The following is a 23,187-nucleotide window of genomic DNA, read 5'->3' as shown; positions in this document are numbered from 1 at the left end:
CGCTCCTAGTTCAGGTACTGGTTCAGCGAGCGGGACAGGAACTTGCCGTGCGAAGTACTTCCCGAGAAACCGGAAGGCGACACCACGACCCGCCCACGAGACAGGACCGTGTGCACACGACCGGTCAGCTCGAACCCTTCGTACGCCGAGTAGTCCACGTTCATGTGGTGCGTCTCGGCCGACAGGGTCTGGGTCGCCGTGGGGTCGTAGACGACGATGTCGGCGTCCGAACCCGCGGCGATCACGCCCTTGCGCGGGTACAGCCCGAACATCCGCGCCGGCGTCGCCGAGCACGTCTCGACCCAGCGCCCGAGCGTCAGCTCGCCCGCGACGACGCCCTGGTGCAGCAGGTCCATCCGGTGCTCGACGCCGGGCATGCCGTTCGGGATCGCCCGGAAGTCGCCGCGGCCCAGCTCCTTCTGGTCCTTGAAGCAGAACGGGCAGTGGTCGGTCGAGACGACGGACAGGTCGTTCGTCCGCAGCCCGCGCCACAGGTCGGCCTGGTGCGACTTCTCCCGCAGCGGCGGCGAAGCGACGTACTTCGCGCCCTCGAAGTCCGGCTTCGCCAGGTCCTCGATGGACAGGTAGAGGTACTGCGGGCACGTCTCGGCGAAGACGTTCTGCCCCTCGTTGCGCGCCTCCGCCACGGCCGCAAGCGCTTGCGACGCCGAGAGGTGCACGATGTAGAGCGGCGAGCCGGTGACCTTCGCGAGCTGGATCGCCCGTGACGTCGCCTCGCCCTCCAGCTCCGGCGGCCGGGTCAGGCCGTGCTGCACCGGGTCGGTGTTCCCGGCGGCCACGGCCTGCGCGGCCAGCTGGTCGATCGCGATGCCGTTCTCCGCGTGCATCATGATCGTGGCGCCGATCTCGCGCGCCTTCTGCATGGCCAGCAAGATTTCGCCGTCGGTCGAGTAGAACACGCCCGGGTAGGCCATGAACATCTTGAAGCTGCCGACCCCGGCGTCGACGCAGGCTTCCATCTCCTTCAGCGACTGGTCGTTGACGTCGGAGACGATCATGTGGAAGCCGTAGTCGATCGCGCAGTTGCCGTCGGCCTTGGTGTGCCACTTGTCCATCGTGGACAGCAGCGACGTGCCCTTGGCCTGCACGGCGAAGTCGATGATCGTCGTCGTGCCGCCCCACGCCGCGGCCGTGGTGCCGGTGGCGAACGTGTCGACGGAGTGCGTGCCGCCGAACGGCATCTCCATGTGCGTGTGCGCGTCGATCCCGCCCGGCAGCACGTACTTGCCGGTGGCGTCGATCGTCTCGTCGCCGGTCAGCGTGCCGGGCGCGCCGACGGCGGCGATGGTCTCGCCGTCGACCAGCACGTCCGCCAGCAGCGCACCCGACGGCGAAACGACCTGACCGCCCTTGATGAGCGTGGTCATCAGGCCTCCGTGAGGGGGCCGTAGGTGTCCGGCCGGCGGTCGCGGTAGAACGCCCACAGGTCGCGGACCTCGTCGACCAGGGTCATGTCGAGGTCGCGGATGACGACCTCGTCGTCGGTGTCGGACGCGGCGTCGCCGATCAGCTGGCCGCGCGGGTCGGCGAAGTACGTCTGGCCGTAGAAGTCGTTCTCGCCCAGGGGTTCCACGCCGACGCGGTTGATCGCGCCGACGAAGTACTCGTTCGCCACGGCGGCCGCCGGCTGCTCCAGCTTCCACAGGTACTGCGACAGGCCGCGGCTGGTCGCCGACGGGTTGAACACGATCTTCGCGCCCGCCAGGCCCAGCGCGCGCCAGCCCTCCGGGAAGTGCCGCTCGTAGCAGATGTAGACGCCGATGCGGCCCACGGCGGTGTCGAACACCGGGTAGCCCAGGTTGCCGGGCCGGAAGTAGAACTTCTCCCAGAACCCCTTGACCTGCGGGATGTGGTTCTTGCGGTGCTTGCCGAGGTACGTGCCGTCGGCGTCGATCACCGCGGCGGTGTTGTAGTACACGCCGGGCTGCTCGACCTCGTACATCGGCACGATCAGCACCACGCCGTGGCGCGCGGCGACCTCCTGCATGAGCTTGGTCGTCGGCCCGTCCGGGATGCCCTCGGTGTAGGAGTAGAACTCGGTGTCCTGCACCTGGCAGAAGTAGGGGCCGTAGAACAGTTCCTGCAGGCAGACGACCTGGGCGCCCTGCGAGGCGGCGGAGGCGATGTGGTCCACCGCCGCCTTGATCATGGACTCCTTGTCACCCGTCCACCGCTGCTGGATCAATGCGGCTCGGACCACGCTCACTGGCTTCCTCCTTGTTCGATGATGCGGACAGGGCGGCGAAGACGACGAACGCCGAGACGAAGCCGACCACCCAGTTGTAGTCGTAAAGCGGCTTGAGGAACGGGATGAGCCCGCTGTCGGGGAACGGCCCGCCGTACGCACCGCCGACCGAAAGAACGGCTCCGACCAGCGTCGCGACCAGCGCGCGCCAGTTCCAGCCCCCGCTGAACCAATACACCCCATCGGGTGTGTAGAGGTCCTTCAGCTTGAGCTTCGTGCGGGCGATCACCCAGTACCCGGCCACCAGCACGCCGGCGACCGCGCCGAGCAGGCCGCCGTAGAAGCCGAGCCACGCGAAGATGTAGATGTTCGGGTCGGAGTAGAGGCGCCACGGCTGGATCAGGATGCCGATGACGCCGGTGATCCCGCCGCCGATCGCGAAGGTGATCTTCTTCGGGAAGGCGTTGGAGAAGTCGTAGGACGGGCTGACGACGTTGGCCGCGAGGTTCGCCGAGATCGTCGCGAGCACCAGCGCGACCAGCGCGACGACGACCACGACCGGGCTGGTGAACTTGTCGGCCAGCTGCGCCGGGTCCCAGATGTCCTCGCCGTAGAGCACGTGCCCGCCCGACGTGGTCAGGATGGCGACGATCGCGATGAACGTCATCGTCGTCGGCAGGCCGAGGATCTGGCCGCGGACCTGCTTGCGCTGACTGCCGCCGAAGCGGGTGAAGTCGGGCATGTTCAGCGAGAGCGTCGACCAGAACGCGATCATCGCCATCAGGGACGGCGCGAACACCTTCCAGAAGTCCGGGCCCCAGCCGAGCTTGCCGCCGTCGGCCAGGATCGGGCCGAGTCCGCCCGCCTTGACCAGCACGTAGCCGAGCATGATCAGGAAGCCGACCGACACCAGCGGCGCCGTCCAGTTCTCGAACCGGCGGACCGCGTCCATGCCGCGCCAGATGATCAGCATCTGGCCGATCCAGAAGACCACGAAGGACAGCCAGAGCGTCCAGTGCTGCCCGGCGATCTCCGGCGCGTCCCGCCACCACGAGCCGAGCAGGCGTCCGAGGATGACGTAGATGGCCTCGCCGCCGACCCAGGTCTGGATGCCGAACCAGCCGCACGCGATGAACGCCCGCAGCAGCGCGGCCAGGTTGGCGCCGCGCATGCCGTAGAAGGCGCGGGCGAACACCGGGAACGGGATGCCGTACTTCGTGCCGGCGTGGCTGTTGAGCAGCATCGGCGCCAGCACGACCAGGTTGCCGATGGTGATGGTGATGAGCGCCTGCACCCAGTTCATGCCGAGGGCGATCAGCGACGCGGCCAGTGCGTAGCTGGGGATGTTGTGCGCCATCCCCATCCAGAGCGCGAAGTAGTTGTAGGTGGTCCAGGTTCGCTTTTGGACCGGGACGGGGGCCAGTTCGTCGTTGAAGAACCGGCTGCCTTCGAGAGACCGGACGTCACCGGGTTCGAGCTCGACCCGGCCGTCCTCGTGCACGCGCTGGTCTGCGGGTGTCGGCGCCATTGCGGAATCTTCCGCGCCGGTGCGCGCGGGTGGCATTGGCAGACTGTTCACTCTTCGGCGCGTCGGAACGCAGACTGTCGATTGCGTTCACGTCGTGGCAATGCATGACGTACGTCACACATCACGCCGTAGTCCTCACGCAACCTCTTCGCAACACGCGGGCCCCGTGACCTGCCGGTTCGCGTCTTCACAGGATCTCCACAGTTCGCGCCGACCGTCTCCACCTCCGGTGCTTAAAGTCGCCCCTATGGAACTGGGTGGACGGCGCGTGCTGGTCGTCGAGGACGACGTCACGATCGCCGCGTCGATCGCGGCCCGGCTTCGGGCCGAAGGGTTCACCGTGGACGTCGCCCACGACGGCCCGGCCGCCGTCGAGGCCGAAGCTTCGCTCGAGCCGGACCTGGTGGTGCTGGACGTGATGCTCCCGGGCTTCGACGGCCTGGAGGTCTGCCGCCGGATCCAGGGGCGGCGGCCGGTGCCGGTGCTCATGCTGACCGCGCGCGCCGACGAGACGGACATGCTGGTCGGGCTCGGCGTCGGTGCCGACGACTACCTCACGAAGCCGTTCTCGATGCGGGTCCTGACGGCTCGGGTGCACGCGCTGCTGCGGCGCGTCGAGCGATCTTCGTCCGCGCACGGCGCGCGGATCGTGCTGGGCGACCTCGAGATCGACGTCGACCAGCGGCGCGTCGCCCGGGCCGGGGTGGCGGCGCAGCTGACGCCGATCGAGTTCGACCTGCTGGTGCACTTCGCGCGGCGGCCACGGGTGGTGCAGCCGCGGGAACGGCTGCTCTCGGAGGTGTGGGCGTGGGACGTGCACGGCACGTCCGCGGGGACGCGGGCGGTGGACAGCCACATCAAGGCCCTCCGGCGGAAGCTCGGCGCGGACCTGATCCGCACCGTGCACGGCGTCGGCTACGCGCTGGAGGCGGGATCGTGAAGCGCGTCATCGTGACGGTGGCCGAGCTGCTGCCGCGGCCGCTCGACCGCGTCCGGTCGATCAAGCTGAAGCTGGCGATCCTGATGCTCGCGTCCGGCGGGGTCGCGTTCGCCTTCTTCAACTGGCAGATCGGCTGGCTGCCGCCGAAGACGACGATCACCGCGATGGTGCTGGCCCTGGTGCTCTCGCAGGTGCTGGCGCACGGGATGACCCGGCCGCTGCGCGAGATGACGGCGGCCGCGCGGGAGATGGCGAAGGGCGACTACACGCGTCGCATCCGCGCCACCACTCGCGACGAGGTGGGCGAGCTGGCGCAGGCGTTCAGCCAGATGGCGGGCGACCTCGGCGACGCGGACCGACAGCGCCGCGAGCTGGTGGCGAACGTGTCCCACGAGCTGCGGACGCCGATCACGGCGTTGAGCGGGGTGCTGGAGAACCTCGTCGACGGCGTCGAGGACCCGGACCCGGCGACGTTGAAGACGGCGCTGCAGCAGACCGAGCGGCTGGCGACGCTGGTCGACGAGCTGCTGGACCTGTCGCGGCTGGACGCGGGCGCGATCCCGCTGCACAAGACGTCGTTCCCGCTGGCCGCGTTGTTGTCGGACGTCGTCGGCGAAGCGGCCTTCGCGGGTCGCGGGGTGCGCTTCGAGGTGGCGGTGACGCCGCCGGAAGCGGTGGTGACGGCGGACCGCGGCCGGCTGTTCCAGGTGGTGGCGAACCTGCTGGAGAACGCGGCCCGCCACGGCCCCGCGGGCGGCGTGGTGCGGATCCTCGCGGAGACGCGGGTGGGCGAGGTGCGCATCGACGTGTGCGACGAAGGCCCGGGCATCGCCCCGGCGGACCGCACGCGGGTCTTCGAGCGCTTCACGCGCGGCGAGCGCCCGACCGGCGGCGGCACGGGCCTGGGGCTGGCGATCGCGCGGTGGGCGGTGGAGCTGCACGGCGGGTCGATCGGCGTGGTGGAGCCATCGGCGGGAACCGGCGGCCGGATCCGGGTGACCCTCCCGACGGCCTGAGTGCCGGGGGTCGTGAGAAGCCGAGCACAGCGGCACCTGACATTTGCGAACGTGAACGCGAGTACGCGAGAAAGCAGGCGAGATGCCCAAGTCCAGTGTCGGTGGCGGCGGCGTGCCACGCGGTAAGCGCTCGGCCGGGCCTCGGGTGGCCGGGGCGCCGGAGGGTTCGGGCGGTTCGGCCACGCCGGTTGACGCGACCGCGCCGGGAAGTGGCGGCGCGCGGAGGGGTGCAGCGGCCGGTGGCGGGCCGGAACTTGGTGCGGCTGCGGGACGCGAGCCAGAGACGAGCGGTCGGTCGGGGCAGGTGTGGTCGGCTGCGGGCGCGGCCGGTGGAGTGGGCGCGGCGGGAGGTGTCGGCGCGCGGCAGGGTGCGGTTGGCGGTGGCGGGCCTGAGCTGGGTGCTGCCGTGGGGCCGGAACCAGGGACGGGTGGTGGGTTGGGGGCCGGTGGTGGGGTGGCCGTGGCCGCGCCGCCGGTGTTGATGCGGCCGCTGCCGCCGCCCAAGTCCGCTGTGGTGCCGTTGCCGTCTTCCGTGTTGCCGGCCGCCGGGGTGGCTGGGGTGGTTGCCGCGCTGGTGCTGCCCGTTTGGCGGCCCGGGATCGGGTGGCTGCTCACCGGGATCGCCGTTGTCGGGGCCGTCGTCGTCGCCGATCGGCGGGCTCGGGACGGCCAAGACGGGACCTTCACCTGGCGCAACGCCGGGTGGGCCGCCCTTTCCCTCGCGTTGCTGGGCATGGGGGCCATCCGGGCGTCCGGGTGGCTGTTCGTCCTCTGCGTGCTGGGGGCCGTCGTCAGTGGATCGCTGGCACTGGTGGGGAAGCGGACCGTCCACACCGTTCTCTACGACGTGCTCGCCGTCCCGCTCGAAGCGCTGCGGGCGGTTCCGTGGGCCGGCCGCGGACTCGGGAAGTTCACCGCTCGCCGCGACGGTGTGGCCCGGCGGATCGCGCTCGCCGTGCTGGCCGCCGCGGTGCTCGTCGCCGTCTTCGTGCCGCTGCTCGCCAGTGCCGACGCCGCCTTCGCCGCGCTCGTCCGGGCGATGATCCCCGACCTCAGTGTCGCGACCGTCGCGCGGTGGTGTCTCGTCTTCGTCGTCGCCGCGTCGGTCGTCGCCGGGGCCTGTTACTTCCTCGCCGCGCCACCGCCTCGGGCGACGGCCGACCGTCCACATCGGAGCAAATACGGTCTGGAGTGGACGGTCCCGCTCGGCGTCCTCGTGCTGCTCTTCAGCGTCTTCGTCGCGGTCCGGCTGGTCGCGCTCTTCGGTGGCACCGAGTACGTCCTGCGCACCAGCGGCCTGACCGCGGCCGAATACGCCCGCGGCGGCTTCTGGCAGCTCTGCGCGGTGACGGTGCTGACGCTCGCCATCGTCGCCGCCGCGCTGCGCTGGGCGCCGGACGTCACCCGGGCCGACCGGCTCCGCCAGCGCGTCCTGCTCGGGGCGCTCAGCGGGCTGAGCCTGGTGCTCGTCGGGTCCGCGCTGAGTCGCATGTGGACCTACCAGGAGGCCTACGGCTTCACGGTGTTGCGGCTGCTGGTCGAAGTCTGCGAGCTGTGGTTCGGCGCGGTTTTCGTGCTGGTGATCGCTTCGCTGGTCAAGCTGCGCTCGGCGTGGCTGCCCCGCGCGGCCGTCGGCACCGCCGCCGCGGCGCTGCTGACGCTCGCCCTCCTCGATCCGGAACGGCTCATCGCCGACGCCAACCTCGACCGCGCCGCGGCCGGAAAGCCCCTGGACCACAGCTATCTCGGCGGGTTCTCGACGGACGTCGTCCCGGTCGTCTCGGCGCGGCTGCCCGAGCCGGTGCGCACCTGCGTGCTGCGGCGGATCCTCGCCGACGACACCCCGGACGGCTGGCCCGCGTGGAACCTCAGCCGCTCCACGGCGCGCGAGGTCACCCTCGGCCGGTGCGGCTGAACCGAACGGGGCGTTCGTGCGTGGTCCATGAGGTCGAGCGGGAGCCACCGGGCCGTCGTGGGGGCGGCCCGGCGGCTCCCGCGCGCGAAAACCGATGAAACCCGTTCAGAAGGCGAAGACGTCGTCGGAGTCGCGGACGGCCTCGCAGCGGTTGGCGTAGGTCGTGCGGAACGACACCGGCTTGCCGCGCCAGGTGCCGACCACCGTGATGTCGACCGGGGCGTAGATCAGCGTGCACGCCTGCTGCCGGCCGCGGATGCGGGTGAAGTCGCCGTTGACGCCTTCGAGGACGTCGCACGCCTTCCCGCGCTTCGGGTGCGTGCCGCCGGTCGGGTCGCAGGTCAGCACGACCGAGCCGATCCGGTCGGCGGTGTCGTGGCTGGTCAGCTGCAACGTCGACGCCGGCGGCTGCGCGGGCGCGAGACAGCTCAGGCTCATCAGGCAGGCAGCGAACGGGAGGAGGGCCATATCGGTCTCATCGGCAGGCCGAAGGTGCTCACTGTGCTGCACGTCCGGGTGAGTCTTCTTCGCTCGGCCGGGTGAGGTCCACCGCCAGCAGCGCGACGTAGAGCGAGAGCATCGACTCCGGCTCCTCCAGCCGGACGCCGAGGACCTGCTCGATCCGGGCGAGCTGCTGGTAGTACGCCGTCCGCGAGGTGTGCGCGGCCGCGGCCGCCGCGGACTTGTTGCCGCCCTGCTCGCAGTAGTGCCGCAGCGCCTGCACGAGCCGGCTGCCGGACGCGGCGTCGCGGTGCAGCAACGGCCCCAGCTCGCGGGTCGCGAACGCCGTCACCCGCTCGTCCCCGGCGAGCAGGTGCAGCAGGCCGCGCAGCCGGACGTCGGACAGCCGGTGCAGCACCCGTTCCTCGCCGGCGCCCAGGGCGGCGGCCGCGACCTGCCCGGCTTCCAGCAGCGTCCGGCTCGCCTCGGCGGGCGAGAGCACCGTGGTGCCGACCGCGAGCACCCCCGGGGCGCTGCTGCGCGCCTCGCGGACGTCGGTGGCGAGCCGCTGCAGCACCGCGTCGGCGTTCGCCTCGAGGGACAGCGCGATCAGCGCCCGCACCCCGGTATCGTCGGTCGCCACCAGCGCCGACACCTTCGCGCGGCGCGCGGCCAGCGCCGTCGCCTCGGCCAGCTCGCGCAGCACCGGCGGCGTCGACAACGCCGGCCGCCCGGTGCCGGTGAACCGCGGCCGCACCGCGAGCCCGACCAGCTGCCGCCCGGCCAGCGGCACGGCCAGCGCGGACGCCCGGGCCAGCAGCTCCGCCGACGGCGCGGGCGAGGCCAGCAGCTCGGCGAGCACCGCGCGGTGGGCCTGGCGCTCCAGGCCGTCGGAGTCCTTGGCGACCAGCCGGTGCACGGCGAGCGCGGACGCGGCGCGTTCGGCGACCACGCGGTGGCGGTGCGGCGGCTGGTCGGCGCACACGACGATCAGCCGCGCCCAGTCGTGGCCGCGCGCGCCGACGATCGTGACCAGCCAGCCCGCGTTCGCGTGGTAGCCGGTGCGCTCGCCGACCTGGACCACCCGGGACCGCGCGGGCCAGCCCGTGAGCAGCTCGGCCGGGTCGGTGCCGGCCGCGTCGTAGGCCAGGACCTCGTGCGAGAGCGTCTCCAGCACCACCGGCTGCTCGGTGAGCCGCGCGACCTCGCCCAGCACGACGCCGGGTTCGGCGCCCGCGACCGTGAGCGCGGTGAACGTCTCGTGCACCCGCTCGGCCGCGCGCAGCTCGGCGACCTGGGCGTCGACGATCTGGCCGTTGACGGCCTCGGTGACGCTCACGAACCGCGTCTCGCGTGACAGCGTGACCAGCGGGAACCCGTGCGCGTCGGCGGCCTCGACCAGGGCCGCGGGCAGCTTGTCGCTCCAGTGCCGGACCAGCTCGATCACCACGCCGGCGGCGCCGACGCCGGCCAGGTCGGCGACGTAACGGGCCAGCGACGGGCCGTCGTCGGGCAGCGCGACGCCGGTCGTCAGCACCAGCTCGCCGCCGCGCAGCAGGTGCGCGATGTCGGCGACCTCGGCGACGTGCGCCCAGCGCACGGGCGCGTCCAGCCCGGCGGCACCCGCGACGACGTGCGGCCGGCCCTGGCGCAGCACCGGCAGCGCGAGCACGTCGGCCACGGTCGGGTACACGGCACCTCGCTGGTGATGGTTGCGATGATCGGCAGGGGACAGACTGTACGGCCGGGGCGGCGAGTCCGTACACGTTGCCGATGGCGTCCGCGTGGCGCCCGCCCGGACACTCGCAGGGACGTCCCCGAGCGAAGGAGTGCCCGTCGTGACCGACCGCATCAGCCACTGGATCGACGGCAAGCCGTTCACCGGGACCCCGGCCCGCACCGGCGACGTCTTCGACCCCGCCACCGGCCAGGTCCGCGCGCAGGTCGACTTCGCCGGGCAGGCCGAGGTGGACCAGGCCGTGGCGGCCGCGGCGGCGGCGCTGCCGGGCTGGCGCGGGACGTCGCTGGCCGGCCGGACGCGGGTGCTGTTCGCCTTCCGCGAGCTGCTCTCGGCGCGCAAGCACGAGCTGGCGAAGATCGTCACGAGCGAGCACGGCAAGGTCGAGTCCGACGCCGCCGGCGAGATCGCCCGCGCGATCGAGAACGTCGAGTACGCCTGCGGGGCCGCGCAGCTGCTCAAGGGCGGCTTCAGCGAGAACGCCTCCACCGGCGTCGACGTCTACTCGATCGCCCAGCCGCTCGGTGTCGTCGGCGTCATCTCGCCGTTCAACTTCCCGGCCATGGTGCCGCTGTGGTTCGTGCCGAACGCGCTCGCCTGCGGCAACACCGTCGTGCTCAAGCCCAGTGAGAAGGACCCGTCGGCGGCGGTGTTCCTCGCCGAGCTGTTCGCCGAGGCCGGGCTGCCCGCGGGCGTGCTCAACGTGCTGCACGGCGACAAGATCGCGGTCGACGGCCTGCTGGAACACCGCGACGTCAAGGCGATCTCATTCGTCGGGTCGACGCCGATCGCGCGGTACGTCTACGAGACCGGCACCCGCCACGGCAAGCGCGTCCAGGCCCTCGGCGGTGCGAAGAACCACATGATCGTGCTGCCGGACGCCGACCTCGACCTGGCCGCCGACGCCGCGGTGTCCGCCGGGTTCGGCTCGGCGGGGGAGCGCTGCATGGCCGTGTCGGTCGTGGTGGCCGTCGACCCGGTCGGCGACGAGCTGGTCGCGAAGATCGCCGAGCGGATCGGGAAGCTCAAGGTCGGCGACGGGCGTGACCCGGAGTCCGAGATGGGCCCGCTGGTCACCCGCGCCCACCACGAGCGCGTCGAGTCCTATGTGGACGCCGGGGTCGGGGCGGGCGCGTCGCTGGTCGTCGACGGCCGCGGCGTCGAGGTGCCGGGCGACGGCTTCTGGCTCGGCCCGACGCTGTTCGACCACGTGCGCCCGGAGATGTCGATCTACACCGACGAGATCTTCGGCCCGGTGCTGTCGGTGGCGCGCGCGGCGTCCTACGACGAGGCCCTGGACCTGGTCAACGCCAACCCGTACGGCAACGGCACGGCCATCTTCACCGGCGACGGCGCGGCCGCGCGGCGGTTCCAGAACGAGGTCGAGGTCGGCATGGTCGGCGTCAACGTCCCGATCCCGGTGCCGGTCGGCTACTACTCCTTCGGCGGCTGGAAGGACTCGCTGTTCGGCGACAGACACGCCTACGGGCCGGAGGGCTTCCACTTCTTCACGCGCACCAAGGTCGTCACCTCGCGCTGGCCCGACCGGTCGCACGCCGGGGTGAACCTGGGGTTCCCGCGCAATTCCTGACGTGATCCGGGATTGTCCGGGGCGCTTCGCGGGTTGAGACCCGGTGGAGCACCCCGGACGACGATGGGACGAAAGATGAGTGCGAAGAACTCAGGCACCTTCACGATCGGTGGCGACCTGCCGGTGACCCGGCTGGGGTACGGCACGATGCAGCTCACCGGGCCCGGCGTCTGGGGTGACCCGAAGGACCCCGACGAGGCCGTCCGCGTGCTGCGGCGCGCCGTCGAGCTGGGTGTCACGTTGATCGACACCGCCGACGTCTACGGCCCGTTCGTCGCCGACCTGCTGCTGAAGAAGGCCCTGCACCCGTACGCCGACGACCTCGTCATCGCGACCAAGGCCGGCTTCACCCGGCAGGGCCCGAACGAGTGGATTCCCGTCGGCCGGCCCGAGTACCTGCGCCAGCAGGTCGAGCTGAGCCTGCGCCACCTCGGCCTGGAGCGGATCGACCTGCTGCAGCTGCACCGGATCGACCCGAAGGTGCCGGTCGCCGAGCAGATCGGGGAGCTGAAGAAGCTGCAGGACGAGGGCAAGATCCGGCACATCGGCCTGTCCGAGGTCGGCGTGGCGGACCTGCAGGAGGCGCAGAAGACCGCGGAGATCGTGTCCGTGCAGAACATGTTCAACCTGGTCAAGCGCGACGCCGAGCCGCTGCTGGAGCACGCCACCGAGCACGGCATCGCGTTCATCCCGTGGTTCCCGCTGGCCACCGGCGCCCTCGCCGGCCCGGACAGCCCGCTGAGCACCCTGGCCAAGGAGCACGACGCGTCGCCGTCGCAGCTCGCGCTGGCCTGGCTGCTCAAGCGCTCGCCGGTGGTGCTGCCGATCCCGGGCACGTCCTCGGTCGCGCACGTCGAGGACAACATCGCGGCGGCGGACATCGAGCTGACGGACGCCGAGTTCGACGCCCTCTCCGAGGCGGCCGCCTGACCCCCTGTGGGAAAGCCGTGAAGGCCTCCTTCCCGGCCATAAGAGCCGGGAAGGAGGCCTTCACGGCTTTCAGGTGGTGGTGAGCGCGCCGAGGGCGGGAGATCGCTACGCGGGGAGCACGTTGATCAGCAGCTTGCTGCGCGGCGTGACCAGCACGGTGTTGACCCGGTCCGGCCGGATCCGCTCGCGGAGCTTCCGCTCCAGCGGGTAGGTCCGGCCGCCGGCGCGCAGGCTGAACGTCTCGATGCTCTTGAACCCGGCCGGGCTGTGGTGCAGGCCGATCGGGTACTCGTCGGTGAGACGCGCGGTGTCGAAGTCGTGCGTCCAGCCGGTGACCGCGAGCAGCCGCCCACCGGCGGCGTCGGCCAGCCGCCGCCAGCAGATGTACGAGAACCAGGCGGTCAGCGCCAGGATCGGGACGACGGTGCCCAGCACCTCGCCCGCGGTGTCGGCCACCGTGGCGATGAGCACCGCGACCACCACTCCGGCGACCGCCACCACCGCGGCCGCCCAGAAGTTGAGGTCGAGCAGCTTCCCGCGCTGGGCGGGGTGGAGCTGCCCGTTGCGGTTGGCCAGCTCCACCTCGGCCTGCTCGATCACTCGCCCTCGCCTTCGGGGTGTTCCTTCTCGTAGGCCTCTTGGCCCTCGTGGTAGCGGTCGATCTGCTCGTTCTCCTGGCGGCGGCCCTCGGTCGCCACGCCGACGTTGTCGGCGGTGTTCCAGCGGACCTGTTCCTTGGGGTCGAGCACCTTGTGCTGGTTCAGCACGTTGCGGCCCTCCTCGGAGTACTTGCCAGGGCCCTCGAGCTTCTCGCGGCCGGGCACGTGCTCCTTGGCGGCGTCGCTCCAGCCCTTGGCCGTCTCCTCGGCGGTCTTCGCCTCCTTGCCCGCCTGCTTCAGCTCGGTGGCCTTGCGCTCGATGCCCGCGGCCGTGTCGACGCTCTTGTCCACCAGCTTGTCGACGCCCTTGCCCACCCTCTTCAGCGCGTTCGCCGCGCCTTCGAGGGCCGCCTTCGACTTGCCGGCGCCCTTGGCCAGGCTCTCCAGCTTCTCGACGACCTTCGTGATGCGCGTGCTGATCTTCTCCGCGAGCACCCCGCCCTCGACGACGGAGTCGGCGATGAACGCCGCGATCGTGCCGCCGAAGGTGCACCACGACGCCGCGAGCGCGGCCAGCGCCTTGACGATCAGCTCGCCGACGAACGACGAGATCATGTCGCGGATCAGCCCGCGCTCGGTGCCGACCAGCGCGGCGCCGACGTTCATCGCCGTCGATGCGCTGTCGGCGTGCGAGGCCGCTCCGCGCAGGACGCCGACGTAGCTCTCCGCCGTTCGCTGGTACGCCTCCGCGGAGCCGCAGTCGCTGAACGACTGCCCGACCTTCGCCGCCTTCTGCTCGTACTGCTCGGCCGTCTCGGTGAGCTGCTTCGAGATGTTCGACCAGGTCACGGCCTTGGCCGTGACGGCCTCGGGCTTGCCGGCGAGCTTGTCGAGGCCGTCCTTGAGGAAGCTGATGTGCTCGATCAGCCAGCCGACACCCGCGCCGGCCAGCGTCCCGAGCGGGTCCATCGCCGCGCCCAGCAGGTCGAGGGCGTCGGTGCCGACGTCCATGGCGAGGTTGCCCCAGTCGCCGTTGCGCGCGTCGGTCAGCGTCGAGGCGGCGTCGCTGAAGATGCCGGCGCCGCCGGTCTGGGCGTTGACGTTGTCCAGCTCGCCCTTCGAGCCGTCGCCCATCCCGCTCCAGAAGCCGCCTGACGACTCGCTCGTCGCGACCAGCGGGTTCTCCTGCGTCTCGGTCATGCCGGCAGCTCCTTGCCGATGCCTTCGATGAGGCTCTTCGTGTGCTGCTCGTGCTCGCTGAACGCCGTGTGCGCGGTCTTCACCCGGTCCGCGACGTCGTGCCCGGCGTCGACGGCGGCCTGGAGGAAGCCGTCGGCCTGGTCGACCCACCCCTGGATCGGGACGGCGAAGACCTGCCCGACGATGCCGAACGCGTCGAAGTCGAGCGCCTGGGCGGTGCCCGCGGCGTCGAGCGCCTGCTGCACCCGGCCGGCGATCTCGCGGATCTCGTCCTCGTGGCCGCCGAGGACGTCGAAGTCGACCTTCATGGCCGCCATCACAGCCCCCGGCGCAGGATCGGGCCGCCGAAGTCCTCGTCGTCACCCGGCCGCGGCGGCGGTTTCCGGGGGAAATCCCGAGGTGATTCCTCTTCGGGCAATTCGGGCTCCGGAATCTGTTCCCGGAGGAATTTCATCGCGTCGCTGCCGGCGCCGATCACCGGCGCCATCACGCTCGTCAGCTGCTGGGCCGCCTGCACCTGGGCGCGTCTCGCGGTGGCCACGACGGCGGCGGCGAGGCGGGCGCGCGGCAGCTCGTCGGCACGCGGGCCGAAGGTGAGTTCCTGCAGCGCACCGCTGGTGTTGACGGTCACCGTGACGGCGCCGTCGGCGCTCGTGGCCGTCGCCGAGATGTGCTGGAGCCGGACCTTGGCCTCCGCGGCGCGCCGGGCGATTTCGGGCATACCGGCCGAAGCGGATTCAGTGGTGTTCACGGCGACCTCGAAAGTCGGGGAAGGGCATGCGGATCAGAGGCAGCAAACCCCGTTTCGGTTCCGCCGACAACCCGGAAAATCTTTCCGAGAACAACGCATGGGAATTCATTTGTCCGTTCTTTACCCGGGGCGAGACGGGCGGTGTTGAGCGCGACCGGCTCAGGCTTCCGTAAACTCGGCATGAGCAGCGAGCGAAGTGGGTGAGGAACGGGTGGCCAACGCGGACGAACGCCGCTTCGACGTGCTGCGCGCGATCGTCGCCGACTACGTCTCCAACCAGGAGCCGGTCGGCTCGAAGACGATCGTCGAACGGCACAACCTGGGCGTGTCCAGCGCGACCGTGCGCAACGACATGGCCACCCTCGAAGAAGAGGGCTACATCACCCAGCCGCACACCAGCGCCGGGCGGATCCCGACCGACAAGGGCTACCGGCTCTTCGTCGACCGGCTGTCCGAGATCAAGCCGCTGAGCGCGGCCGAGCGCCGCGCGATCACGACGTTCCTCGACAGCGGCACGGACCTCGACGACGTCCTGCGCCGCTCGGTCCGGCTGCTCGCGCAGCTGACCCGGCAGGTCGCCGTCGTCCAGTACCCGATGCTGACCAACGCCGCGGTGCGCCACCTCGAAGTGGTGCCGCTGACCCCGGCCCGGCTCATGCTGGTGCTGATCACCGACTCCGGCCGCGTCGACCAGCGGACCGTCGACCTCGGCGACGTCATCACCGAGGACGGCGTCGCGCGGTTGCGCACGGTGCTCAACGCCGCGATGGCCGGCCGGCGGCTCAACGAGGCCGCCGCGCGCGTCGCCGAACTCCCCGACAAGTCGCCCGGCGAACTGCGCGACGCGCTCATCCGCGTGTGCACGGTGCTGGTCGAGTCACTGGCCGAACACCCCGAAGAACGCCTGGTCCTGGGCGGTACGGCGAACCTCACCCGCAACGTCGCGGACTTCCCCGGCTCGCTGCGCCAGGTCCTCGAAGCGCTCGAGGAGCAGGTCGTCGTCCTCAAGCTCCTCGCCGCCACCCGCAACCCCGGTGCGATCACGGTGCGCATCGGTGAGGAAAATGAGGACGAGCAGATGCGCAGCACCTCGGTCGTCTCGATCGGGTACGGCCAGGACATGGTGCTCGGCGGCATGGGGGTGGTCGGCCCGACCCGGATGGACTACCCCGGCACGATCGCCGCGGTGCGCGCGGTCGCCAACTACGTGGGTCAGATCCTGTCCGGCCGCTGAGCCGGGCAGAGCAGAAGGAGAAGCAGAGACGGTGGCGAGGGACTACTACGGCATCCTCGGGGTGGCGAAGAACGCGAGCGACCAGGACATCAAGCGCGCGTACCGGAAGCTGGCCCGAGAGCTGCACCCCGACGTCAACCCGTCGGAGGACGCGCAGCACAAGTTCGGCGAGGTGACGACCGCCTACGAGGTGCTGTCCGACCCGCAGAAGCGCAAGATCGTCGATCTCGGCGGCGACCCGATGGACGGCGGCGGCCGCGGCGGCGCGGGGGGCGGCGACCCGTTCGCCGGCTTCGGCGGCCTCGGCGACATCATGGACGCCTTCTTCGGCGCGGCCGGTGGCGGTGGCGGCGGTCGCGGGCGTGGCCCGCGCAGCCGCGTCCAGCCCGGTTCCGACGCCCTGATCCGGCTCGGCCTCAGCCTCGAGGACTGCGCGACCGGCGTGGACAAGGAGATCGCGGTCGACACCGCGATCGTCTGCGACCTCTGCCGCGGCGCGGGCACCACCGAGGGCACCGGCGTCAAGACCTGCGACACCTGTGGCGGCGCCGGCGAGGTCCAGTCCGTCCAGCGGTCCTTCCTCGGCCAGGTCGTCACGGCCCGCCCCTGTCCGGTCTGCCGAGGCTTCGGCGAGGTCATCTCCGACCCCTGCCGCCAGTGCGGCGGCGACGGCCGCATCCGCGCCCGCCGCAACGTCACCGCGAAGATCCCGCCGGGCGTCGGCGACGGCATGCGCATCCGGCTGTCCGGCCAGGGCGAGGTCGGCCCCGGCGGCGGCCCGGCCGGCGACCTCTACGTCGAGATCGACGAGACCCCGCACGAGGTCTTCGTCCGCCAGGGCCACGACCTGCACTGCAACTTCCGCATCCCGATGACCACGGCCGCGCTCGGCGCCACGGTGCCCATAGCGACCCTCGTCGACGGCGACTACGAGCTCGACGTCGAACCGGGCACCCAGCCCAACGCCGAGCTGGTCCTCACCGGCAAGGGCATGCCCCGGCTGCGGTCCTCGGGCCGCGTCGACGGCCGCGGCGACCTCCACGTCCACATCGACGTCGTCGTCCCGACCAAGCTCGACGAGGCCCAGCGCGAGCTGCTCATGGACCTCGCCACGCAGCGCGGCGAGGAAGTCCCGACCCTGGCGTCCAACGGCAACAAGCACGGCGGCCTGTTCTCCAAGCTGCGCGCCAAGAACCACCGCTGAGCTGCGCTGTGCCCGACACCACCCTGCCGGTCTTCCTCGCCGCCTCGGTGCCCGCCTCCGGGCGCACCGTGCTCGACGGCGAGGAAGCCCGGCACGCGGCGACCGTCCGCCGCCTGCGCGTGGGGGAGCGGCTGATCCTCTCCGACGGCGCGGGCGGCCTGGCCCGCTGCGTCGTCGACGCCGTCCAGCCCGGCCGCGACGCGCAGCTGACCCTCACGATCGAAGAACGCTGGACCGAGGAACCACCCGCGCTGCGCGTCGTAGTGGCCCAAGCCCTCGCCAAGGGCGACCGCGGCGAACTCGCCGTCGAACTCGCCACCGAGGCCGGCGCCGACGCCATCGTCCCCTGGCGCGCCGCCCGCAGCGTCGCCAAGTGGGACGACGGCGGCCGCGGCGACAAGGCCCTCGCCCGCTGGCGCACCACCGCCCGCGCCGCCGCGAAACAGGCCCGCCGCGCGCACGTCCCCGACGTCACCGAACCCGTCGGCACCCGCGAGCTCGCCGGTCTCGCCACGACGATGTCCCTGGTCATCGTCCTCGAGTCCGACGTCCCCGACCGCCTCACCGACCTGACGCTGCCCGACACCGGCGACGTCCTCCTCGTCGTCGGCCCCGAAGGCGGCATCACCGACGACGAACTCCACACCCTGCGCGAAGCCGGTGCCCGGGCCGTCCGCCTCGGCACCACCGTCCTGCGCACCTCCACCGCCGCGGCCGTCGCCCTCGGCGCGCTGGGCGCCCTCACCACCCGGTGGCAGTGAAAAGATCACCCCCGAAAAAAAGGCCGGTTTTTGCGCCCAGTTATGGCGCGATCACGCTCCGACCCGTTACTCTCGTTTACTAACGCGCCACACAGTGTTTCGGCGCGCCACTGGGAAAACACAGACCCCGCCGGGCACCTCCCCCCTCGGTCCGGCGGAGCCGCGGACGCGGTAGATCGACCCCCAGGATCTACCGCGCCGCGGCGTTTTCTCTCGCTTCGCTCGCTCCAACGCCGCTTCTGCGTTCGCGATGCCCTCTGGGGGTCAAACCCCCAGACCCCCAGCCGGGGCAAGCCCCGGACCCCCGCGGCTTTTGTGTTTCTCTCGTTCAAAAGGCGCGTTCCTTGCTCGGGCCTTCGGCCCTCGCCTCGTGTGGTCGGGTTGCTCGCTCGCTTCACTCGCATCGGTTCGTGTGGTCGGCTTGCGGGGTTGGTCGATAGGGTTCCTCCTATGAGTGAGGACGAGACGCTCTTCGAGCGGATCATTGCTGGTGAGATCCCTGCCGATGTTGTGTACTCGGACGAGACGACCTTTGCGTTCCGGGATATTCGGCCTCAGGCTCGGGTTCATGTGCTTGTGGTGCCCAAGAAGCGGTACCGGAACCTTGCTGAGTTGGCTGCCGGGGATCCGTCTCTCTTGGGTGAGGTTGTTGCTACTGCTCGTAAGGTTGCCGAGTTGGAGGGCATCCTTGGGAGTGGGTACCGGGTGGTTTTCAACACTGATGGGGATGCCGGGCAGACTGTGTTCCACGTGCATGCTCATGTGCTTGGTGGGGAGCCCTTGGGGTTCTTCGGGGCTCATGCGGGCTGATTAGCGGAAACCCGTCTGCGTTCTGTCGGTGGGTGCCAGTAGCATCGAGGGGTCAGTAGTCCCTCACCGAGAAAGCAGGGCCGAGGCCACGTGGCCGGAACCGCACCGGGTGGAGCCGCCCGACCCGACGTCCCCGGAGACGTCCCCAAGACCGACGACAGCGCTGCCACCCAGGCGGCCCAGTCCCGGTTCCCGATCCCCGACGCCGCCGCCCTCAGCCTGCTCGGCTCCCGCGACGAGAACCTGCGTGTCGCCGAGGAACTCCTCGCCGCCGACGTGCACGTGCGCGGCAACGAGGTCACCCTGACCGGCACCCCCGCCGACGTCGCCTTCGCCGAACGCGTCTTCGCCGAGCTCGTCACCCTCGCCACCGGCGGGCAGCAGGTCGGCCCGGACACCGTCCGGCGCACGATCGGGATGCTGAGCACCGGGGACGCGTCCCCGGCCGAGGTGCTCAGCCTCAACATCGTCTCCCGCCGCGGCAAGACCATCCGGCCCAAGACGCTCAACCAGAAGCGCTACGTCGACGCCATCGACAAGCACACCGTCGTCTTCGGCATCGGCCCGGCAGGCACCGGCAAGACCTACCTCGCCATGGCGAAGGCCGTCCAGGCCCTCCAGGCGAAGCACGTCACCCGCATCGTGCTCACCCGCCCGGCCGTCGAAGCCGGCGAGCGCCTCGGCTACCTGCCCGGCACCCTCAACGAGAAGATCGACCCCTACCTGCGGCCGCTCTACGACGCGCTGCACGACATGGTCGAGCCCGAGTCGATCCCGCGGCTCATGCAGGCGGGCACCATCGAGATCGCGCCGCTGGCCTACATGCGTGGCCGGACGCTGAACGACGCCTTCATCATCCTCGACGAGGCCCAGAACACCACGCCCGAGCAGATGAAGATGTTCCTCACCCGGCTCGGGCAGGGCTCCAAGATCGTCGTCACCGGTGACATCACCCAGGTCGACCTGCCCAACGGGCAGCGCAGCGGCCTCCGCGTCGTGCGCGACATCCTCGGCGGCGTCGAAGGCCTGCACTTCGCCGAACTGACCAGCCAGGACGTCGTCCGGCACAAGCTCGTCGGCGACATCGTCGACGCCTACGAGAAGTGGCAAGCCGTGCAGGACGCCCAGGACCAGCAGAGCAACGGCTGGAAGGGCACCCGGCGTTGAGCATCGAAATCGCCAACGAGTCCGGCGTCGACGTCGACGAGACGTCCATCGTCTCCGCGGCCCGCTACGCCCTCGACAAGATGGAGGTCAGCCCGCTCGCCGAGCTGTCCATCCTCCTGGTCACCCTCGAAGTCATGGAAGACCTCCACGAACGCTGGATGGACCTGCCCGGCCCCACCGACGTCATGGCCTTCCCGATGGACGAGCTCGACTCCTCCCGCCGTCCCGACGCGCCCGACGCGTCCCCGGCGCTGCTCGGGGACATCGTGCTCTGCCCGGCGTTCGCCAAGGACCAGGCCAAGACCGCGGGCCACCGCCTGATCGACGAGCTGCACCTGCTCACCGTGCACGGCTGCCTCCACCTCCTCGGCTACGACCACGCCGAACCCGCGGAGGAGCGCGAGATGTTCGCTCTCCAGAAGCGCATCCTCGGCGAGTACCAGGACGCCGTCGCCGCCCTGGAGAAACGCAACGCCCAGCGCAACACCGACGACCGCGTCCTCGGCATCGCCGGACTCGACGCGGACGCCGAGCCGGCCGTGGACGCCGGCCCAGCCGCCGGGGAAACGCCCTAGGCGCCAGCCATGGTCCAGCTCCTCTTCGCGATCGCGCTCGTGCTCCTCGCGGGCGTGTTCGCGGCGGCCGACGCCGCCGTCAGCACCGTCTCGCAAGCCCGGGCCGACGGCCTCGCCCGGATGGGCGTGCCCGGCGCCGGGCACCTCGCCGCGGTCATCGCCGAACGGCGCCGGCACATCAACCTGCTGCTCCTGCTGCGCCTCGGCTGCGAGCTCACGGCCACCGTGCTGGTCACCGTCTTCGTCGGCACCCGGCTGGCGCCGCTCGGCCTCGCCGTGCTGGTCACGGCGGTCGTCATGATCGTCGTGAGCTACGTCCTCATCGGCGTCGGCCCGCGCACCCTCGGCCGCCAGCACCCGTACCGCATCGGCCGCTACGTCGCCGGGCCCGTCCGCGTCCTCGGCTCGGTCCTCGGCCCGCTGTCCCGGCTGCTGATCCTCGTCGGCAACGCCATCACCCCCGGCCAGGGCTTCCGGGAGGGCCCGTTCAGCTCCGAGGTCGAGCTGCGCGAGCTCGTCGACCTCGCCCAGGAACGCGGCGTCGTCGAGGACTCCGAACGCGAGATGATCCACTCGGTGTTCGAGCTCGGCGACACCGTCGCCCGCGAGGTGATGGTGCCGCGCACCGAGATCGTCTGGATCGAGCGCACGAAGACCATCCGCCAGGCCCTCGCACTGGCCCTGCGCACCGGCTTCACCCGGCTCCCGGTGATCGACGAATCCGTCGACGACATCGTCGGCGTCGTCAACATCAAGGACCTCATGGCCGGGTACATGGACCCGGACGGCCCGAGCACCGTCGTCGACACGCTGATGAACGAGGCCGGCTTCGTCCCCGACTCCAAGCGGCTCGACGAGCTGCTCAAAGAGATGCAGCGCTCGCACAACCACATGGCCATCGCGGTCGACGAGTACGGCGGCACCGCGGGCCTGCTCACCATCGAGGACGTCCTCGAGGAGATCGTCGGCGAGATCACCGACGAGTCCGACGCCGACGAGCGCCCCGAGGTCGAAGAGCTCGACGACGGCGCGGTCCGCGTCTCGTCCCGGATGGGCATCGACGACCTCGGCGAGCTGTTCGGCATCGACCTCGAAGACCACGACGTGGAGACCGTGGGCGGGCTGCTCGCGGAACGACTGGGTAGGGTCCCGCTACCGGGGGCCGAAGCCGAGGTCGCCGGCCTCCGGCTGTTCGCCGAAGGCGGCAAGGATCGACGCGGCCGCATGCGCATCACCTCGGTGGTGGTGCACCCGGCCGACGCCGACGCGATGACCGACCCGGCCGACCGGACCACCCGGCGCCGCACGCGCCTGCCCCACCCCGACGAACGCGACAGGAGCGTCGAACATGCCTGACCTCGAGGCGGAGGACCAGAAGCTGGTCACCCTCGCCCGGTCCTCGCGCGCCCGGATCCAGGCCTCGGAAGGCGCGGCCGTCCGCGACACCGACGGCCGCACGTACACCGCGGGCACGGTCGACCAGCCGTCCTTCAAGCTCACCGCGCTGCAGGCCGCCGTGGCCGCCGCGCTCTCCAGCGGCGCCGAAGGCATCGAAGCCGCCGCCGTCGTCACCGGGGAGGGCCTGCTCAAAGAGGCGTCCCGGCACGCGATCCGCGACATCGCGAAGTACGCGCCGATCATCCTCGCCGACCCGGCGGGCGACGTCATCGAGGTGCTGAAGCGATGACCGAACACCGTTCCGGCTTCGCCTGTTTCGTCGGCCGTCCCAACGCGGGCAAGTCGACGCTGACCAACGCGCTCGTGGGCACCAAGGTCGCGATCACGTCGAGCAAGCCGCAGACCACCCGCCACGCGATCCGCGGCATCGTGCACCGCGAGGACGCCCAGCTCGTCCTCATCGACACCCCCGGCCTGCACCGCCCGCGCACGCTGCTCGGCCAGCGGCTCAACGACATCGTGCACACGACCTGGTCCGAAGTGGACGTCGTCGGCCTGTGCGTGCCGGCCAACGAGAAGATCGGGCCCGGCGACAAGTTCATCGCCGCCGAGCTGGAGAAGATCGCCCAGCGCACGCCGGTCATCGGCATCGTCACCAAGACCGACCTCGTCCAGCCGCAGCAGGTCGCCGAGCAGCTGCTGGCGCTGCAGAACGTGATGGACTTCGCCGAGCTGATCCCGGTGTCCGCTGTGGACGGTTTCCAGGTCGGCGCCCTCGCGGACCTGCTCGTCACGAGGCTCCCCGAGGGCCCGCAGCTCTACCCGGGCGGCGAGCTCACCGACGAACCCGAGCAGACGCTGGTCGCCGAGCTCATCCGCGAGTCGGCGCTGGAAGGCGTCCGCGACGAGCTGCCGCACTCGATCGCCGTCACCGTCGAGGAGATGCTGCCCCGCGAGGGCCGCGACGACCTCATCGACGTGCACGCGTTCCTCTACGTGGAGCGGCCCAGCCAGAAGGGCATCATCCTCGGGCACAAGGGCGAGCGGCTGCGCGAGGTCGGCGCCACCGCCCGCAAGAACATCGAGGCGCTGCTCGGCTCGAAGGTCTACCTCGACCTGCACGTCAAGGTGGCCAAAGAGTGGCAGCGTGACCCCCGCCAGCTGCGCCGGCTCGGGTTCTGAC

23 protein-coding genes are annotated in these 23,187 nt (G+C 71.1%); 14 read left to right on the top strand and 9 right to left on the bottom strand.

The annotated features are described in order from the left end of the window. Positions 1-5 precede the first annotated feature (5 nt). The 3 genes from hydA to MUY22_RS48005 are packed head-to-tail and all read right to left on the bottom strand — an operon-like array spanning position 6 to position 3,734. The gene (hydA, locus tag MUY22_RS48015) at positions 6-1,388 is read right to left on the bottom strand and encodes a dihydropyrimidinase (RefSeq protein WP_247055101.1); all 1,383 of its coding nucleotides are present in this window, start codon (positions 1,386-1,388) and stop codon (positions 6-8) included. Continuing rightward, positions 1,388-2,170: a nitrilase-related carbon-nitrogen hydrolase gene (locus MUY22_RS48010; protein ID WP_247064487.1), complete on the bottom strand. Its 783-nt coding sequence runs from the start codon at positions 2,168-2,170 to the stop codon at positions 1,388-1,390. The genes hydA and MUY22_RS48010 overlap by 1 nt, the downstream gene beginning before the upstream one ends. A gap of 10 nt (positions 2,171-2,180) precedes the next feature. Then, entirely contained in the window at positions 2,181-3,734 is a 1,554-nt protein-coding gene (locus MUY22_RS48005; protein WP_247055099.1) for an NCS1 family nucleobase:cation symporter-1, read from the bottom strand. A 247-nt stretch (positions 3,735-3,981) separates the two neighbouring features. On the opposite strand from MUY22_RS48005, the gene MUY22_RS48000 reads away from it, so the two are divergent. The 3 genes from MUY22_RS48000 to MUY22_RS47990 all read left to right on the top strand — a co-directional run bounded on the left by MUY22_RS48000 (position 3,982) and on the right by MUY22_RS47990 (position 7,605). Then, positions 3,982-4,674, top strand: coding sequence for a response regulator transcription factor (locus MUY22_RS48000; RefSeq protein ID WP_247055097.1), 693 nt, complete (start codon positions 3,982-3,984; stop codon positions 4,672-4,674). Then, positions 4,671-5,690, top strand: coding sequence for an ATP-binding protein (locus tag MUY22_RS47995; protein ID WP_247055095.1), 1,020 nt, complete (start codon positions 4,671-4,673; stop codon positions 5,688-5,690). Before MUY22_RS48000 ends, MUY22_RS47995 begins: the two co-directional genes overlap by 4 nt. A 481-nt stretch (positions 5,691-6,171) precedes the next feature. Continuing rightward, the gene (locus MUY22_RS47990; RefSeq protein WP_371827717.1) at positions 6,172-7,605 is read left to right on the top strand and encodes a DUF4153 domain-containing protein; all 1,434 of its coding nucleotides are present in this window, start codon (positions 6,172-6,174) and stop codon (positions 7,603-7,605) included. A 105-nt stretch (positions 7,606-7,710) separates the two neighbouring features. Here MUY22_RS47990 and MUY22_RS47985 read toward each other — a convergent pair whose 3' ends face one another. Together MUY22_RS47985 and MUY22_RS47980 are read right to left on the bottom strand one after the other, a co-directional pair. After that, the gene (locus MUY22_RS47985) at positions 7,711-8,043 is read right to left on the bottom strand and encodes an SSI family serine proteinase inhibitor (protein WP_247064485.1); all 333 of its coding nucleotides are present in this window, start codon (positions 8,041-8,043) and stop codon (positions 7,711-7,713) included. A gap of 58 nt (positions 8,044-8,101) precedes the next feature. Next, positions 8,102-9,739: a PucR family transcriptional regulator gene (locus MUY22_RS47980; protein WP_247055091.1), complete on the bottom strand. Its 1,638-nt coding sequence runs from the start codon at positions 9,737-9,739 to the stop codon at positions 8,102-8,104. Between the two features lie 145 nt (positions 9,740-9,884). Between MUY22_RS47980 and MUY22_RS47975 the strand changes: the two genes are divergently transcribed. Next, a complete protein-coding gene (locus MUY22_RS47975) occupies positions 9,885-11,375 on the top strand; it encodes a CoA-acylating methylmalonate-semialdehyde dehydrogenase (protein ID WP_247055088.1) in 1,491 nt (496 codons plus the stop codon). 75 nt (positions 11,376-11,450) lie between these two features. After that, on the top strand, positions 11,451-12,305 hold the full coding sequence (locus tag MUY22_RS47970; protein ID WP_247055086.1) for an aldo/keto reductase: 855 nt from the start codon (positions 11,451-11,453) through the stop codon (positions 12,303-12,305). 105 nt (positions 12,306-12,410) lie between these two features. Here MUY22_RS47970 and MUY22_RS47965 read toward each other — a convergent pair whose 3' ends face one another. The 4 genes from MUY22_RS47965 to MUY22_RS47950 are packed head-to-tail and all read right to left on the bottom strand — an operon-like array spanning position 12,411 to position 14,855. Then, a complete protein-coding gene (locus MUY22_RS47965) occupies positions 12,411-12,905 on the bottom strand; it encodes a hypothetical protein (protein WP_247055084.1) in 495 nt (164 codons plus the stop codon). Then, positions 12,902-14,104, bottom strand: a complete 1,203-nt coding sequence (locus tag MUY22_RS47960; protein ID WP_247055083.1) for a hypothetical protein — start codon at positions 14,102-14,104, stop codon at positions 12,902-12,904. Before MUY22_RS47960 ends, MUY22_RS47965 begins: the two co-directional genes overlap by 4 nt. Beyond that, positions 14,101-14,412: a type VII secretion target gene (locus MUY22_RS47955; protein WP_247055080.1), complete on the bottom strand. Its 312-nt coding sequence runs from the start codon at positions 14,410-14,412 to the stop codon at positions 14,101-14,103. The genes MUY22_RS47960 and MUY22_RS47955 overlap by 4 nt, the downstream gene beginning before the upstream one ends. Positions 14,413-14,420: 8 nt before the next feature. After that, positions 14,421-14,855: a YbaB/EbfC family nucleoid-associated protein gene (locus MUY22_RS47950; RefSeq protein ID WP_247055078.1), complete on the bottom strand. Its 435-nt coding sequence runs from the start codon at positions 14,853-14,855 to the stop codon at positions 14,421-14,423. Positions 14,856-15,066: 211 nt separating this feature from the next. On the opposite strand from MUY22_RS47950, the gene hrcA reads away from it, so the two are divergent. The 9 genes from hrcA to era all read left to right on the top strand — a co-directional run bounded on the left by hrcA (position 15,067) and on the right by era (position 23,186). Next, positions 15,067-16,089, top strand: a complete 1,023-nt coding sequence (hrcA, locus tag MUY22_RS47945) for a heat-inducible transcriptional repressor HrcA (protein ID WP_247064483.1) — start codon at positions 15,067-15,069, stop codon at positions 16,087-16,089. Between the two features lie 31 nt (positions 16,090-16,120). Further along, positions 16,121-17,293 carry a molecular chaperone DnaJ gene (gene dnaJ, locus MUY22_RS47940; RefSeq protein ID WP_247055076.1) on the top strand — a complete coding sequence of 391 codons (1,173 nt, stop codon included), beginning with the start codon at positions 16,121-16,123 and terminating at the stop codon, positions 17,291-17,293. Positions 17,294-17,301: 8 nt separating this feature from the next. Further along, positions 17,302-18,054 (top strand): 16S rRNA (uracil(1498)-N(3))-methyltransferase, encoded by a 753-nt coding sequence (locus MUY22_RS47935; protein WP_247055074.1) that lies wholly within the window; start codon positions 17,302-17,304, stop codon positions 18,052-18,054. A gap of 450 nt (positions 18,055-18,504) precedes the next feature. Further along, on the top strand, positions 18,505-18,864 hold the full coding sequence (locus MUY22_RS47930; RefSeq protein ID WP_247055072.1) for a histidine triad nucleotide-binding protein: 360 nt from the start codon (positions 18,505-18,507) through the stop codon (positions 18,862-18,864). Between the two features lie 90 nt (positions 18,865-18,954). Continuing rightward, complete coding sequence (locus MUY22_RS47925) at positions 18,955-20,031, top strand: PhoH family protein (RefSeq protein ID WP_247055070.1); 1,077 nt, start codon at positions 18,955-18,957, stop codon at positions 20,029-20,031. Then, on the top strand, positions 20,028-20,606 hold the full coding sequence (gene ybeY / locus MUY22_RS47920) for an rRNA maturation RNase YbeY (protein WP_247055068.1): 579 nt from the start codon (positions 20,028-20,030) through the stop codon (positions 20,604-20,606). Before MUY22_RS47925 ends, ybeY begins: the two co-directional genes overlap by 4 nt. Before the next feature lie 9 nt (positions 20,607-20,615). After that, positions 20,616-21,962 (top strand): hemolysin family protein, encoded by a 1,347-nt coding sequence (locus MUY22_RS47915; protein ID WP_247055066.1) that lies wholly within the window; start codon positions 20,616-20,618, stop codon positions 21,960-21,962. Further along, complete coding sequence (locus tag MUY22_RS47910) at positions 21,955-22,293, top strand: cytidine deaminase (RefSeq protein WP_247055064.1); 339 nt, start codon at positions 21,955-21,957, stop codon at positions 22,291-22,293. The genes MUY22_RS47915 and MUY22_RS47910 overlap by 8 nt, the downstream gene beginning before the upstream one ends. After that, positions 22,290-23,186: a GTPase Era gene (era, locus tag MUY22_RS47905; RefSeq protein ID WP_247055062.1), complete on the top strand. Its 897-nt coding sequence runs from the start codon at positions 22,290-22,292 to the stop codon at positions 23,184-23,186. The genes MUY22_RS47910 and era overlap by 4 nt, the downstream gene beginning before the upstream one ends. Position 23,187 lies beyond the last annotated feature (1 nt).

The sequence above is a fragment of the Amycolatopsis sp. WQ 127309 genome, assembly GCF_023023025.1.
Taxonomy (GTDB): domain Bacteria; phylum Actinomycetota; class Actinomycetes; order Mycobacteriales; family Pseudonocardiaceae; genus Amycolatopsis.
Note: the sequence above shows the minus strand (reverse complement) of the source record. Positions and strands in the feature narration are given on the sequence as shown.

Excerpts from the sequence above, each read along its gene's own strand:
- hydA (WP_247055101.1), bottom strand. The coding sequence starts at position 1,388 with ATGACCACGCTCATCAAGGGCGGTCAGGTCGTTTCGCCGTCGGGTGCG.
- MUY22_RS48010 (WP_247064487.1), bottom strand. The coding sequence starts at position 2,170 with ATGATCAAGGCGGCGGTGGACCACATCGCCTCCGCCGCCTCGCAGGGC.
- MUY22_RS48005 (WP_247055099.1), bottom strand. The coding sequence starts at position 3,734 with ATGGCGCCGACACCCGCAGACCAGCGCGTGCACGAGGACGGCCGGGTC.
- MUY22_RS48000 (WP_247055097.1), top strand. The coding sequence starts at position 3,982 with ATGGAACTGGGTGGACGGCGCGTGCTGGTCGTCGAGGACGACGTCACG.
- MUY22_RS47990 (WP_371827717.1), top strand. The coding sequence starts at position 6,172 with ATGCGGCCGCTGCCGCCGCCCAAGTCCGCTGTGGTGCCGTTGCCGTCT.
- MUY22_RS47985 (WP_247064485.1), bottom strand. The coding sequence starts at position 8,043 with ATGAGCCTGAGCTGTCTCGCGCCCGCGCAGCCGCCGGCGTCGACGTTG.
- MUY22_RS47970 (WP_247055086.1), top strand. The coding sequence starts at position 11,451 with ATGAGTGCGAAGAACTCAGGCACCTTCACGATCGGTGGCGACCTGCCG.
- MUY22_RS47960 (WP_247055083.1), bottom strand. The coding sequence starts at position 14,104 with ATGACCGAGACGCAGGAGAACCCGCTGGTCGCGACGAGCGAGTCGTCA.
- MUY22_RS47955 (WP_247055080.1), bottom strand. The coding sequence starts at position 14,412 with ATGAAGGTCGACTTCGACGTCCTCGGCGGCCACGAGGACGAGATCCGC.
- MUY22_RS47930 (WP_247055072.1), top strand. The coding sequence starts at position 18,505 with ATGAGTGAGGACGAGACGCTCTTCGAGCGGATCATTGCTGGTGAGATC.
- MUY22_RS47915 (WP_247055066.1), top strand. The coding sequence starts at position 20,616 with ATGGTCCAGCTCCTCTTCGCGATCGCGCTCGTGCTCCTCGCGGGCGTG.
- MUY22_RS47910 (WP_247055064.1), top strand. The coding sequence starts at position 21,955 with ATGCCTGACCTCGAGGCGGAGGACCAGAAGCTGGTCACCCTCGCCCGG.
- era (WP_247055062.1), top strand. The coding sequence starts at position 22,290 with ATGACCGAACACCGTTCCGGCTTCGCCTGTTTCGTCGGCCGTCCCAAC.